This is a genomic window from Verrucomicrobiia bacterium, assembly GCA_019634625.1.
GTDB lineage: Bacteria > Verrucomicrobiota > Verrucomicrobiia > Limisphaerales > CAIMTB01 > CAIMTB01.
The window spans coordinates 1-13,906 of the sequence record JAHCBA010000031.1; the positions used below are offsets into that span (position 1 = coordinate 1).

General features: G+C 59.9%; 12 protein-coding genes. All 12 read right to left on the reverse strand.

Annotated elements, in window-relative coordinates; genetic code table 11:
- On the reverse strand, window positions 1–851 hold an 851-nt coding region (locus tag KF833_16790; GenBank protein MBX3746967.1), incomplete at its 3' end, for a hypothetical protein.
- A gap of 484 nt (window positions 852–1,335) precedes the next feature.
- Window positions 1,336–2,103: a DUF115 domain-containing protein gene (locus KF833_16795; protein ID MBX3746968.1), complete on the reverse strand. Its 768-nt coding sequence runs from the start codon at window positions 2,101–2,103 to the stop codon at window positions 1,336–1,338.
- A gap of 293 nt (window positions 2,104–2,396) precedes the next feature.
- Window positions 2,397–3,806 (reverse strand): hypothetical protein, encoded by a 1,410-nt coding sequence (locus KF833_16800; GenBank protein ID MBX3746969.1) that lies wholly within the window; start codon window positions 3,804–3,806, stop codon window positions 2,397–2,399.
- 460 nt (window positions 3,807–4,266) lie between these two features.
- Window positions 4,267–5,073: a class I SAM-dependent methyltransferase gene (locus KF833_16805; protein ID MBX3746970.1), complete on the reverse strand. Its 807-nt coding sequence runs from the start codon at window positions 5,071–5,073 to the stop codon at window positions 4,267–4,269.
- 113 nt (window positions 5,074–5,186) lie between these two features.
- A complete protein-coding gene (locus tag KF833_16810) occupies window positions 5,187–5,867 on the reverse strand; it encodes an acylneuraminate cytidylyltransferase family protein (GenBank protein ID MBX3746971.1) in 681 nt (226 codons plus the stop codon).
- A gap of 407 nt (window positions 5,868–6,274) precedes the next feature.
- Window positions 6,275–6,655, reverse strand: a complete 381-nt coding sequence (locus tag KF833_16815) for a four helix bundle protein (GenBank protein MBX3746972.1) — start codon at window positions 6,653–6,655, stop codon at window positions 6,275–6,277.
- A gap of 234 nt (window positions 6,656–6,889) precedes the next feature.
- Window positions 6,890–7,702, reverse strand: coding sequence for a 2,4-dihydroxyhept-2-ene-1,7-dioic acid aldolase (locus KF833_16820; protein ID MBX3746973.1), 813 nt, complete (start codon window positions 7,700–7,702; stop codon window positions 6,890–6,892).
- Window positions 7,699–8,451: an exosortase-associated EpsI family protein gene (locus KF833_16825; GenBank protein MBX3746974.1), complete on the reverse strand. Its 753-nt coding sequence runs from the start codon at window positions 8,449–8,451 to the stop codon at window positions 7,699–7,701. Before KF833_16825 ends, KF833_16820 begins: the two co-directional genes overlap by 4 nt.
- 57 nt (window positions 8,452–8,508) lie before the next feature.
- Window positions 8,509–10,662, reverse strand: coding sequence for an O-antigen ligase family protein (locus KF833_16830; GenBank protein MBX3746975.1), 2,154 nt, complete (start codon window positions 10,660–10,662; stop codon window positions 8,509–8,511).
- 1,181 nt (window positions 10,663–11,843) lie between these two features.
- Window positions 11,844–12,137: a nucleotidyltransferase domain-containing protein gene (locus KF833_16835; protein ID MBX3746976.1), complete on the reverse strand. Its 294-nt coding sequence runs from the start codon at window positions 12,135–12,137 to the stop codon at window positions 11,844–11,846.
- Window positions 12,138–12,713: 576 nt separating this feature from the next.
- Window positions 12,714–13,217, reverse strand: coding sequence for a hypothetical protein (locus tag KF833_16840; protein ID MBX3746977.1), 504 nt, complete (start codon window positions 13,215–13,217; stop codon window positions 12,714–12,716).
- Window positions 13,180–13,575 carry a nucleotidyltransferase domain-containing protein gene (locus tag KF833_16845; protein MBX3746978.1) on the reverse strand — a complete coding sequence of 132 codons (396 nt, stop codon included), beginning with the start codon at window positions 13,573–13,575 and terminating at the stop codon, window positions 13,180–13,182. The genes KF833_16840 and KF833_16845 overlap by 38 nt, the downstream gene beginning before the upstream one ends.
- Window positions 13,576–13,906: the final 331 nt, after the last annotated feature.

A 13,906-nucleotide genomic window follows, 5' to 3' on the forward strand; every position in this document is an offset into this window, starting at 1 on the left:
CCAAAAACCTTGAACCCCCTACCCAAAAGCATACCGGCTGCATACCACCAAACTGCATAGGCGTAGTGCGACGATATCATCGGTGAGGAGACCTGCAACACCGCCAACATCATCAAAACCGCGCAAGCCTCGTACGTTGCATCAATGCGCCCTCGATACTCGAAGACTCCCGCGATGCTCCACACCCCAATAGCCGCCATTCCAACAATATTCATTACAGCATAGAGCCACCCACCAATGAGGATACTATCGATGATCTGGTTGTGCGATGATAAATCCATTTCTGACAGATACCTTTCCATAGACCTACCTGACAGAATCGGGGTCTCTAAGGCAAGTTGTGTCCGCTCGTCCCACATATGTGCTCGCTCGGAATTATCCAAGACGCTCTCTGTCGCAAACCGGTCCAACCGCGTCATCAAAGCTTCGCCAATACTCTCTACACCAAAAACTGCCCATACAATAGCTGTGCCTACCACAAATACACCAATCACTTCTGCGATCCTTTTCCTAATGATGACTAGGCGCGCACCCAGCAGCACTCCAACTGCCATAAGGCCGAACAAATACGTTCGCGTAGCACCGATCACAGACATAGCGATCCCGCCCAGTCCAAGCATTGCAGCTATCAAACGAACTACTAGCCCAGACTCCCGGCCAGTTAGCCACAACAATACGAAGCATCCTGCACAAGCCTCCGCCACAGATACTGGCCATACCAATGCCCCCGTGATGGGGTGAATGTAGAACCTACTTCTTTCACCGACCCAATGCCCAGGTGTCAACTCTCCAACAAATGGACTCTGCACTGCAAACGCCATTGTCACTAGTCCCACCATTGCACCAGGCATGAGTCCTAAGATGGCCCAATTGCGCCCATGCGCAGAAAGCATGGCACCCAGAGCGCAAAAGCAAATGGGCGTTAACGCAATATACCGAAATGTCGTGAGGCCTTCCCATACCGCATCTGCACTCAAGCCAGCACTTATTGCCGCAACACTGAGCCAAAGCGCCGCGGGTGCTATCCATTCTTGCTGGAGGTGCCCTTTGGCGATACTGCCTGCAAATCCTAGTGCACATCCAAACAATGCGGCAATACTCGCCAATATATGGGCTGAGAATGGCAGTGTATCCGCGGGGACCACCAACAATGCGAAGGCACAGCCAGTAGGAACTGCTATCCACGCCTGACTAAAACCTTTGCCGCCACGCCCATCCAATTGCATTGGACGACTGTGCTCCGCTCTTCTTGATCTACCAAGCATAACTCGTCTCAGCACCCTCTCCCCGGGCTCCACCATTCTCTCAAGACCAACATTGCCAACACCCTTTGTCCTAAAATAGGCTCTCGAATTCCCGGCGTGCAAATACCTCAAGTCGGCCGCCCACAGTCGCGTTGTATATCTTGACACCAACACTCTCTGCAGCACACTTTGCAGCCTTATACGCTGCCTCCATTCGCTCGACTTTTGGGTCGTGCCATCGGTAACCCCTTCCAAAATACCTCGGATCAAAGTGATTTACGTCGTCTGCCTCGGATGTCCAGACAGCGCCAGCCTTCCTAATCTGAAACCTATCTGTATAGCTATGATCGACCCCAACCAAGTAGATTTCTGAAGCACCTGCATATACCGCGATCTGAAGATTAAAATAGGTAACAGTTCCACCCCAACCAATCTCTTCTTCAAGGTTGAAGCAAAATTTTGGGCCAGAACCACCTGTCACTCTATCGCAATACAGGAAGGAAGCCCCTACGACATCCTTCAAGCAGTAGCGCAAGTCGAGGGGGAAGACCTTCCACTTTGCGCCATAATCGTTCGCCTCTCGTCGCCTATCCTCAGCCACGAGCCTATCCTCGATGGTATAGACGGTCGTCTGATAGCCGGTCCTATCACCAAGCAGAAATATCCCATTACTTCCTATCGTAAATTCGTCATGCAACCTATCCAAGCGAGTATGATTTAGGCTTGGACCATTCCCCATCACAAAGCAACGCCGCCCCCGACAAGCCCCTCTTAGTGTCCTCAATCTCGCTGCGGATTCCGCGAATGCAGGATTTCGCCTCCAAGCCAGGAGCTGTATCTTGCGCTTAGCCACTGCCATCGCTTGGTAAAGCTGAATCGGCAAGAGGGAGCGCACTATTCCTTTAATCTGATACATACAGTCTGGCCGCAAATATAGGAGCTTTAATGCCCGTAAGGTGTCGACCCTCATGGAGTTACACTAATTTCTGAATATATGGCAAGTCGAAATTCTAAAGGGGCCCTGCCTCTTCGGTTTGAGGCAGCGCCTCGTTTGCTGGTACCGAACAGCGTATCAGTTGTAGTAGATAGTCTCTCCCTCTCGGGCGGTGCCTAGCAAACTTGCCCCAAGAATGCCTCTTCTTGCCTCCAGCACTACCTAGGTCGGATAAGGGCATCAGTCACAGATACTATGACAAGAGCAAGAAGCGCAGGAGCAGCGCAGGTTCGCTCGAATCTTGCAGGGTTAATCGCAAACCGGGAATAGGAGAGATTCGCACTGTACCAACTATAGAAGCCCAAGTAGCCGGCAAGAATGCCGGCGGGAAATGCATAGGCACCTGCTATTGGTATCAATGGTATGGTCACAGTCATCATAATCAACCCACTAACCCCTCCAGCCACGTGCCAACGTATGATATTTGTTGTACTGAAGAGCTGCAGATGCATGGCCCCGAATCGTTCAAAAAAGAAGCCCATAGCGAGTAACCACCAAATTGCGGACGGTGTGCTGCCGGTTTCAGCTCCGGTTTGCTTCATTGCCCAAGGGAGAGCAATGCCCAGAATCGATGCACCTCCCACATAGGTCAAATGAGCAACCTGCATTCCGCGCTTGGACAACTCAACCAGTGCGTCAATCTTCTTTAGAGCCTGTAATCGTGCTAAAATAGGAAGCTTGCTATAAAATGGCGCTGATGAGAATTGACTGACGGCTCCTAGATACCTCAATGCGACGAAATAGGCCGCGACGGCCGCCGGTTCTCCAAACTGTGCGTAGATAAGCCCGGTTGCCTGGACGAAGCCGCTTGTCAGGAGCACGCCCAAGCCGCTCCGCCAGATAGCCGGCCATACCTCCCACCAGATCGCAGGCTCCAATCTCGCACGTTCGTAGGTCTGCGCACGCCCTGATTCTACTCGAAGCGCGAGAAATCGGTTGCGTACCATAGTCACGCCGATCCACAGTTGATTCACGAGCACCAGGATCAGGAAGGATCCGTGGAGCCAAACAACTAACAATGCGGATAGGGAGGCGCCTAGGGAGCTGATAGCCTCCCAGCGGCGCACGAGGGCCACGTGATTGAGCCCCTGAAGATAGGCCCCGTATCCAAGGGCAAGGAACGTTAAGGGACTAGCTATTGCCACCGCTGCCAAGGCCATCCAGGCAGGACCGGATTGCTCGAGTCCAGACAGCGGACGGCGCATCACTATCCAGCCACCCAGTAAGGCCAGCAGCACCGCGAGAGCGCCAAGCCATCGGTAAACGATCAACATCGTCCGCCACAGGGCTTCGACGCGGGCGAAATCTGTTGATCCTGCTCCTTCCGTCCCTGCGGGTGTCACCGCTCGGGCAAATAGCCGCGCAAAGGTTGGCGACATGCCCAGGTCAAGGAAAAACAACAGCGTCGAGACCGTCACCAGGATCTGCCATATCTGCACCTCTACCGCACTGTATCGGCCCAGGGCGAGAGGCAGTACCAACACTAAGTTTAGAGACCTCGCCGCAAAGCTTGCCCAAGTCGTAAGGGTGGGTGACTGCCAGGCACGCGTGCAGAGTTGCTTCACCATGGGCGGGGTATTTACGAGATGACCAACAAGTTGACTGCCGCCAGACAGTTCGGGGAATGGGCGGTCAATCGGTTGCCTACGCCTTCCCTGTTCAGCGAGGTGTCCAGCTGCGCCATTAGCTGTGAGCCAACACGCCCATGTCCCTTCGGACAGCCATCAAGTGATACTGCTCGCCACGTGCATGTGCCTCCAGTTGCTGAAATCCAAAGCCATCAAACATCCGGCGCGCATCTTCCGAGATCGATCAGAAGCTTGGGATGGACCTTTACAAAGCTCCGCCCGGAGTTCGACCACTTCGCTGAGTATTGCTTGCGGATGTTGCATGCCTCGACGATGCCTCCACCCCGTGAAGCTCAAGGCCTCCCATCAACCTGCCATACGTGAAGTCGCTGCCTGGATGATTGCTGCTTTCCTAACACTCTTTGTTTGCTCAATAAGAAGGTCAGCTGCCGAGCTGGGGTTACTTCCTGTATGCCGGTACCTGATAGTCACTCGTATCCAGGGGCAGGATCGGACTCTGCTGCTGAAGGTTTCGCAGCTGCTCGATGACCTTGGTATTCCTTGTGGCGAAGAACAGTCTCTTGTTTGGAAAGAGCGACTGATAGAGAAGATCTGGTTTGCTGCTCCCCGGGCAGATGATCTCAAAGAAGAGCGCCGTCAGTCCGATTTGTGCAAATGCATTTGTTAGCGAACGTTCTGACCAATATGCGACATGTCCCCCTAAACTCATGTATCCGACCTTCTGTCCATCCTCGATTGGGCCACTTCCAGGATATAGGTTTGTACAGCCGGCTATTACGCCGTCGTCTTGCAGGCATCGGTTCAACAACCGGAACCATTGCCGAGGACGATGCAGGTGCTCTATGACTTCGCATGCCGTGATGATATCAAACTTTCTCCCAACTGCCTTAAGGTCGGTGGTGTGGATGAATCTCGATCCAAATTCCTCTCTTCGAAACTGTACAACAGCCCGAGAGACATCCACTCCAAGGACGTCGAGGCCTTCTTCGAGGAGCACTCTGAAGACTAGGGTCGTTCCTACCCCGAAGAGCATGATTCTTTTTTCAGGAAAGTGGTGGTATAGAAGCCGCACAATATAGTCATCGCGCTCCCCGCCCCGCTCAGGGCCTCCCCAAGACCCTCTGAGTCCCATTCCCCGCTTTGCAAGCCATTCCGGGTAGTCATGGCTCCAGATGAAGCCACATTGTCCACACTCTAGAAAGAGGCGGCCATATCCTGTTCGCGTGTTCGCGATTGCGCCGCACATGGGGCACGCGGGACGTTGCAGGGCTAGCCGCAGTCTCCACAAAGCTCGTCCACTTGCCGCAACCGCTGTTCGCAGCGTAGTCTGCATCGCGATTTGATTCATTTGAAGGCCGTTCACTCTCCAAGTGCCGTAGACTGTGCCTTCAACATCAGCCGGCTCAAGGCCAGAACCTCCGCGTGCATCCAGCCCGTGGCGTCATCGATGTCCGCGGACTCCAGGGGAGGCGTTTCGAACAGCACGGGTTTTCGCCCGATCCGGGCCTGGGTGGCGGCGAAGGAGGTGCGGCCGAACAGGTAGAGGTTCGAGTTTTCCTCGAACCACGGTTCGAGGTCCTGGGTGCGGATCAGGTTGTCGGGGTCATGGTTCACCGCGGAACCGTCGGCGCGATAGAACCGGGTTTGGAACTTGTTCACCGTGAACAGGCTGTCATGGGTGCCATGCCCCACCGCCTTCCAGTAGGCCTCGATGGCGCCGCGGATCGTTCCCGCGCCCAGCAGGGGATTGGTGGTATGGGTCATCAGGTAGGCATCCGCCTCGACATTCTCCACATCGTCCGCCAGCACCTTGTTCATGGACACGAAATCCCCGCAGATCTCCGGTTTGCGGTCGCGGATCAGGATGCGGTCGGTGTCGGTGAGACCGTGTTCGGCGAGGATCTGGCGGGCATCGGTATTGATGATCACCCGGTCGATCTCGGGCAGCGACAACAGCGTATCGAGGATCCAGCGAAACAAGGGGCGCCCGGCGAAGTTCCGGAAGTTCTTGGACTTCACCCGGGCGCTGTGGGCCTTCATGGGCAGGAGTGCGACGAGGGAGGGCATGGGGAGGGGTCGGAGGTCGGAGGTCGGAGGTCGGAGGTCGGAGGTCGGAGGTCGGAGGTCGGAGGTCGGAGGTCGGAGGTCGGAGGTCAGAGGTCGGAGGTCAGAGGTCGGAGGTCGGAGGTCGGAGGTCGGAGGTCGGAGGTCGGAGGTCGGAGGTCGGAGGTCGGAGGTCGGAGGTCGGAGGTCGGAGGTCGGAGGTCGGAGGTCGGAGGTCGGAGGTCGGAGGTCGGAGGTCGGAGGTCGGAGGCTAGATTGCCAGGATATTTTGCCTTCCGCCCTCCGTCTTCGTCCTCCGTCTTCCGTCCTCCGTCTTCTGTCTTCCGTCTTCTGTCTTCCGTCTTCCGTCCTCTGTCTTCCGTCTTCCGCCCTCCGTCTTCAGTTCATTTTGGGCAAAACTTCGAGGGATTAGCCATCATGGTGCCCAGCATGCGCCCGATCTCACGGCACTCCTCGGTAAGGAGTGCATGCTGGTCCGGCGACAGGTAGTCGCAAGCCTGGGCAGTGTCGAGCCAGTGCTGAACCTCCGCCTGTTCACCATCGCAATCGCAGAGCTTGCTGAGGAAATGAGCCTCGTAACGGCGTCGCGCCCATGCCTCGGCGAGGTTCGCTCCGATGGATCGTGAGGCGCGACGCATTTGATCGCTCAGGGCGTATCGTTCCTCCCGGGGAAAGCCCTGAGTGACGCGGAATATCTCCTGCTGCAAGCGAAACGCCCGCTGATAGATCCTCAGATCCCGAAACGACCGAATGACCTCCCCCATCCCACGCCTCCCCTCATCGCAAGCACCCCCCTCCGTCCTCCGCCCCCCGCCTTCCGTCCTCCGCCCTCCGCCCTCCGCCCTCCGCCCTCCGCCCTCCGCCCTCCGTACTCCGTACTCCGTCCTCCGTCCTCCGCCCCCCGCCTTCCGTCCTCCGCCCTCCGTACTCCGTACTCCGTCCTCCGTCCTCCGCCCCCCGCCTTCCGTCCTCCGCCCTCCGTCCTCCGTCCTCCGCCATCAGTCCTCCGTCCTCCCCCCCGCGGACTCCAGTTCACGGTGCGCCAGGAATCCCTTCAGTTTCGCCACGCCAGCCTGGCAGGTGTGGAGCAGCATGGTGATATCGAGGCTGTAGGCCAGGAACCGGTACCCTTCGTGTGCGCGGGCGATTAGTTCGTCCGTGTTCGGTTGCACCACATGAATTCCGGGGACCACCCCCTTCTCCTGACAGGCATGAAGGATGCGGTCGCGCGCCTGGATGTATTCCGGATGATCGAACTGGGCGGTGATCCCCATCGAGGCCGTCAGGTCGTACGGCCCGATGAAGGCGGCATCGATGCCCGGCACGGAAAGGATGTCGTGGATGTTGTGGACGCCATCGATGTGCTCGATCTGGACGGCGGTCAGGATCTCGTGGTTGGCCTGCTTGTACTCCTCGCTGACCCGCACCCCGAACTGGTTGGCGCGGCAGAACCCGACGCCCCGACGCCCTTCGGGAGGATACTTCACGGCGCTGACGAGGAGTTCGGCGTCGGCCCGGGTGTTGATCAGCGGACAGATCACCCCGCGGGCGCCGGCATCCAGGTACCGCTTCACGAGGGCGTAATCCACGCCGTGCAACCGCACGATCGGCGCGCAGGACGAACTGCCCGCGGCGACCGCCTGAAAGAGCGTCTGGGCCTGGGGAACATCCACCGCCGAATGCTCGGCATCGACACATACGAAGTCGAACCCGCTGGCGGACATGAGTTCGGCGATGATGGGCGAGCCCGAATTGCACCAGGTGCCGACGACGGTGTGACCGGAGCGGAGTTTGGAGCGTAGGTTTTTCATTGAATTGAAGTGGAGGAATCCGTTGATCGCTGGCGGTAGCGCACCTCGATCCACCGGACCGCAAACGATTCGAGGCGCTGGAGGTCGGCGGCCCAGTCCGTCGATGCCGCCACCGAGAACCGGAGGAACTGCTTGTCGCGGGAGCCGGTGCGGCGGGCGGCCACATTGCGGAGGAGCTGGTTGGAACCAATTCGCCGGGACGCCCACACCGCAGCCTCGCGTCCCCCCAGGGCTTCGGGATCTTCCGTCTGCCACCGGTCCGATTCTTCCAGGACGGCCCCGCCCACCAGCGTGCACCACAGGACCAGCTCCGCGGCCGGGCCTCCGGGTGCACCGAAAATGCGGCATTGGAACGGGATGACATGCCCGCCGATTGGAATATCGACCCGGCCTGGCTGGCCAAGGTCCCGCGGCGTCCATCCCACATTGACCCAGCAGACATCGGGGGTGTGATGGACGACGCTCATCGTTGCTCCGTCCTGGGCGGTCCATTCCGCCACAAACACCGTGAACCGGTGCCCTTCCTGGGAAAGGAACACTCCATTGATGAGATTGGTGGTCGCCAGGATTCGCTGGGCGTGCTCGCCCACAGGTTCCGATCGGAACTCGTGGTCTGGAATGTCCTGCCGGACGACGAATCGGAGGTCGTGGGATGCCGCGACGGGAAGGAAATGGAACCAGGCCCAGGCTCCGCCTACGGCGATGGCAAAGGCGGCGACGACAGACAGAAGCGCTGTGGATTGCCTCATCGTTGGAGGGCCGGCGCGGCAGTGGGAGACATGTCCATGGTGGGGATGGGGTCCAAATCAAGCTGTTGCACCCGGAGCAGGGCGCACGGTGATCAAGGACATCAGAGTCGCCACCAGCACGACAAACAGGAACACCACGGAATAGATCTGAAAGGGATAATCTCCGATCGCGTTGACCAGGCATCCGGCAAGACTGACCCAGATCAGACCCACGATCAGCGAGGGCACGATGCGACTTCCAGCCGTACAGGAACGTACGGCAAAGATGGCCAGGGCAACGACCAGCAAGGCCAGTCCGAGCCATCCCATCGTGGCGCGGACTTCGAGCCAATCGTTGTGCGCGTAGGCGGCCCAACCTTCCCCGGCCTGCCGGTAGAGGCCATACATCGAGGCAAAGGATCCGGCCCCACTTCCCCACCACACGAAATCGGCAGCCAGGCGCCGGGCATTCCGATAGACCTCAGGACGACCCGACATCCGGACAAGAAGTCCCTCCAGCGAGGCCCCCCCGTGCAACGCCAGATGGAAGACCGGAACGGCGGAAGCCATGGAAATTCGATGAACCAAGAAGGACGTGCCCGGTTCCATGGCGACCGGCCCCTGGCCATCAGGGAAGTGCGCAACCACATCGAGGTAGCCAGGGGCTCCTGTATGCGGGATCCAGCAAATGGCAGACAATTCGTCGGCACGCCCGGGATCCAGGTCGAGCAGGGTCGGATACCCACCGTCCACCACCAGTGCCAACGTGATCGGCTGGGAGGACGGGTTCTCAATGTCGAGATCGACCCGGACGATGCTTCGGTGCCGGGACTCGCCCGCAGGGATCATCCAGCGGAACCCCAACAATCCGTGTTCATCGACACGAGTGATCACGGCTGTCCGGCCATCGTCCGGTGACTGAAGGCTCACACCGTCGGGAACAGCAAGTGCGGCGACGAGTTCCTCACCCTCCATTTCGATAGGCGGAATGGCGCGGTAATCACGTGCGAATTCCGTCATCGAGCCTTCGGTTGCACGACGCAATTCGGCGTCGTCCAGGGATCCGCCAAACAGGGCGACCTCGGAGATGGATGGATCGGCCAGGTAAACATTGGCACTGTCCACGTACACTTGGGGCACCCGCGGATCCGGTCGCTCGGGGGCTCCGGCAAGGAGTACGCCATCCGCATACAGCCGCAGGCCTTCATCCCGGACCGCGGCGAGAGTTACCTGACGTCCCGTGAAGCCTTCGGCAAAGCCTGGCACGACCTTCCAGCTTGCATTGGTCGAGGACGATCCACGAAGGAGCCCGATAAGCTGTCCCTGGCCATCCATGGAAATGGAAAAGTAATTCTCCAGCTGGTTGCCACCCGGCAGGGGACCCGCGAAGTACACGAGGTTGCGCCGTTCTCCCTGCCGGACTTCGGGAATCGTAAGCCGTGTCAGCACACTGAACGGGCCGGTGCCGACCTGTTGACCCGTCGAGTGCCGAACATCCGGCCGGACCAGTCGTTCGCGCAGCGCGCCACCCCCAACCACGAACGTGCCAAGACCCGCCAGCAGAAGACATCCGAGTGCCAGTCCGCGAACCCGGCTCCGAAACTGATGTCGGGAGGCCAGGATCAGGACCGCAATGACACCGGCAACCATCATCACACTGACCGCTGCCGAGGCGCGGCTGCCCGACAGCGTGGGCATGGCCGCCAGCATCAGGGCGCACGGCAGCAGCACGATCTGCGGCCCGTCGTAACGCGCGACCTTGGGATCGCTCGAACGCAATGCAAGCTCCTGAACCCAGACCCAGAAGCCGATGCACAACGGCCAGAGCAGATTGAAATACTGCGCTGCGTTTGATCGATAGGGCCACGGCCCGAACACCAGTTCCGCGGGGTTGTCGCGCAGGGTCCCCATGAAGAACAGCAGCCGGTTCGAGCCCGCGGCCCGCTGCACCACACACACCAACGCCAGCGCCACCCCATTCAGGCAGAGGATCCACAGCAACTGCCGGACCCGCGGTGGAATCGGGAACTTCGCAGGTACCCTCGCCCACGCCGGGCCTGCCTCGTCCGCCCCGGATGACTCCCTTGAGGTTTCCGTGGCGCCGCTCAGCAGCCAGTCCCGAATCCCCCAGAACGCGAAGGCCAGACCCACGTACTGCGCAAAGATCCCCAGCGTCGCCGTGCGGTCGTAGGTGTGCGGCAGCCAGCGGATCGAGTCCTTCAGGTACACCATCTCGCGCGAAGACGCCCCAAAGTCGGCCCGCGCATTCAGAAGGCTCACTGCGATCATCCCGAGAAACGCGACGGTGAGAACCGCCAGCGCCCGGATCCCCCAGTCGGCCGGAGGCAACGCCACTCCCTCGCCCCGGCGTCGCAGAATCCACTTGGCAATCAGCAGTCCGCCCAGGCCGTAACACGCCACATTCGCGGTCCAGATCGACCATGTCTGGGTGGTGCCGAACGCCCAGGGCGTGAACAGGATGAGGAAGACGATCAGCCACCCGCTCACCCGGTCGCAATGGGCGTACGGCCCCTGCTCCGTCGCACGCCCGGATCCGCGACGGCGCCGTCGTCGCCGCAATCCGGATCCCTGCTCCCCGGCAACGGGGCGGGAGGGCACGGAACTCAGGTTGGAATCGGAGGGGTCCACGAGGGGGGGGACGGGCGAGTGGCGAATGGCGAATGGCGAATGGGGAATTGGGAATTGGGGGGGTGTCACCCGCCATTTGCTTCCCGCCCTGGCGTCCTGGCGTGAGGAACGGGGTCTTTCGAGTACGAGTACCGCCCTTCGGGCTGAGTACGAGTACGAGGACGACGGATGGGTGAGTTCAGTTGTGGAGTCTCACGCGAAGACGCGAAGACGCGAAGGAATCCTGACTGGAGACAGCGAAACCTGATTTCCTTCACTCTCCATTCCCTTTGCGTCTTGGCATCTTGGCGTGAGGAACGGGGCTTTTCGAGTACGAGTACCGCCCTGCGGGCTGAGTACGAGTACGAGGACAGCGGATGGGTGGGTTCCTTTGCGGATTCTCACGCGAAGACGCGAAGGCGCGAAGGAATCCTGACCGGAGGCTGCGACACCCGATTTCCGTTACCTGCGGGCTTCTTTGCGTCCTGGCGTCCTGGCGTGGGGAACGGGGCTTTTCGAGTACGAGTACCGCCCTGCGGGCTGAGTACGAGTACGAGGACAGCGGATGGGTGGGCTTGTCCTTCTGTCTTCCGTCTTCTGTTCCCTGCCTTGCGTCCTTCGTCGGCGCTAGAGGGCCCTTGGGAGGTTCGCCTGGAGTTCCTCGAAAGCCGCGAGAAACCGGGGCAACTGCCCATAGAGGCGCTCGGCGAGTTCCTCATTCCGGAGGGAGTCCAAGCACCTCCCGGAGCCGGGACACCACCTTCCCAAACTCCAACCGGCGCCTTTCAGGGATTCCTGTCATGGTCGTGCGCGATGGGTGTGAATCGCTGCGACTTCGCCCGGAAGTCGGGGCCAACCTCCCCGAAATCCACCAGGTCCACCGGCCGTATGGTGGGGAGCCGATCGACGGCCTCCCGCAGGCGGAGGACGTCCATGGCGGTCGCTCCCGGCAACCGTTCGAAGCCGAGATCCAGATCGGAGACAGGCAGGGCATCTCCGCGGGCAAAGGAACCGAAGATGAAGAGGCGGATCCGGTCCCGGGCGGCCGCCTGGATCAAGGCGCCGATCGCGCTTTGCACGGGTTCAGGCAGATCACGGAAATGCATCGGGTGACGGGAGGCGGAGAATCGCGAATCGGCGGGGTGTCATCCGCCATTCGCTTTGCCTCCTGGCGTGAGGAACGGGGCCTTTCGAGTACGAGTACGACGTGTGGGTGAGTTCCCTTGCGGTTTCTCACGCGAAGACGCGAAGACGCCAAGGAATGCAGACCGGAGGCTGCAACACCCGATTTCCGTTATCTGCCATCTCCTTTGCGTCTTGGCATCTTGGCGTGAGGAACGGGGCCTTTCGAGTACGAGGACGGCGGATGGGTGAGTTCAATTGCGGATTCTCACGCGAAGACGCGAAGACGCCAAGGAATCCTGACCGGAGGCTCCGACACCCGATTTCAGTTACCTGCCATCTCCTTTGCGTCTTGGCGCCTTGGCGTGAGGAACGGGGCTCTTCGAGTACGAGTACCGCCCTACGGGCTGAGTACGAGTACGAGTACGATGCATGGATGAATTCCGTCTTCTGCCTTCCGCCTTCAGGTTTCAGGTTTCAGGTTTCAGGTTTCAGGTTTCAGGTCTCAGGTCTCAGGTCTCAGGTCTCAGGTCTCAGGTTTCAGCTTCGCCCCGGTTCGATAGCTCTCGAAGGAATGCCGCGAAGCGGTCCAGGTCTGCGCTGAGGAGGGGCAGGGCCTGTTCGAATTTGCGCCGGACGAATTCGAGACGGTCCCAGTCGTAATGGAACTCGAAGTAGTACCGCTTGAAGTGCCGGAAGCGCAGGAGTTCGTCCAGGAGTTCACGGGTGGCCGGGCCAATGGCCCGGGCACGGATGCCGGGCACTTCCAGGCTCATGCGGTCCAGCAGTTCCCGGTGCCACTTTTCACGGGCCAGGGAGTTCTCGAAGTGCTGGGAGATACGGACAAAGACGGTCTCCAGGCAGGTGTAGAAGGTCACCAGGACATCCGCGAGGACGATGGCCTGCTCGGTGGTTCTGGATTCGATCGTGCCCCAACGCGCGGCCTGCTCACGATAAAACGCCGCGATCCGTTCCATGACGGACCGGCCCTGATCGATCTCAGCCAGCAGCAGGGCGATCCGTGGTTCCGCGCTCATACACCAGCACCCCTTTTCTTCGAATCAGCCCGGCGAACTCCGGCTCGATCCGTTCCAATGCCACCAGGTCCAGCGGCAGATCCGTGAGGCGGTCGGCCATCCCGAACATCGCCGAGAACGTCGCCGGATCGGTGACTCCCTCGACGGCGAGGTCGATGTCGGAACGCTCCGAGAACCGGGACCGGTCCAGCAGCGAGCCCCACTGGTAGAGCCGCAGCGGCCGGTAGTCGGCAAGGATCCGATCCACGATGCGCCGGAAGTCCGTCCATGCCCGTTCAAAGCGCCGGTCGAGTCCCTCCTGACGCTGTCGTTCCTTCGCCTCAAGGAACGCGCGGGCCTGCTTCGTGCTGACGGGCATGATGAAAACGGACGACGGCGGCTATCGGGCGAGTGGCGAGTGGCGAGTGGCGAAATGGGGGGGCTGTCATCCGCCAGCTTCTTTGCGTCCTGGTGTCCGGTGCATCCCGGAGTTGTAGGTGAGGAGGGAGCCAATCGGAGGGACGAGCTCCGCGAGTCCTCAATCCCATTGCACCCCCCCTTTCCTCATCCTCGGGACTCGTACTCAGCCCGAAGGGCGGTACTCGTACTCGTTCTCGTCCTTGAACCCGCAGGCACACCGTTTCAGCGTCGCCTCATGGCGGGTCCGATGGGTGCGATCGTGTTCGGACCTCCCATTCCGCATGCGAACA

Coding starts and splice junctions, on each gene's coding strand:
- KF833_16795 (MBX3746968.1), bottom strand. CDS start 2,103: ATGGCAGTGGCTAAGCGCAAGATACAGCTCCTGGCTTGGAGGCGAAAT.
- KF833_16820 (MBX3746973.1), bottom strand. CDS start 7,702: ATGAAAAACCTACGCTCCAAACTCCGCTCCGGTCACACCGTCGTCGGC.
- KF833_16805 (MBX3746970.1), bottom strand. CDS start 5,073: ATGTGCGGCGCAATCGCGAACACGCGAACAGGATATGGCCGCCTCTTT.
- KF833_16845 (MBX3746978.1), bottom strand. CDS start 13,575: ATGCCCGTCAGCACGAAGCAGGCCCGCGCGTTCCTTGAGGCGAAGGAA.
- KF833_16815 (MBX3746972.1), bottom strand. CDS start 6,655: ATGGGGGAGGTCATTCGGTCGTTTCGGGATCTGAGGATCTATCAGCGG.
- KF833_16810 (MBX3746971.1), bottom strand. CDS start 5,867: ATGAAGGCCCACAGCGCCCGGGTGAAGTCCAAGAACTTCCGGAACTTC.
- KF833_16825 (MBX3746974.1), bottom strand. CDS start 8,451: ATGAGGCAATCCACAGCGCTTCTGTCTGTCGTCGCCGCCTTTGCCATC.
- KF833_16830 (MBX3746975.1), bottom strand. CDS start 10,662: ATGGTGTACCTGAAGGACTCGATCCGCTGGCTGCCGCACACCTACGAC.
- KF833_16840 (MBX3746977.1), bottom strand. CDS start 13,217: ATGAGCGCGGAACCACGGATCGCCCTGCTGCTGGCTGAGATCGATCAG.
- KF833_16800 (MBX3746969.1), bottom strand. CDS start 3,806: ATGGTGAAGCAACTCTGCACGCGTGCCTGGCAGTCACCCACCCTTACG.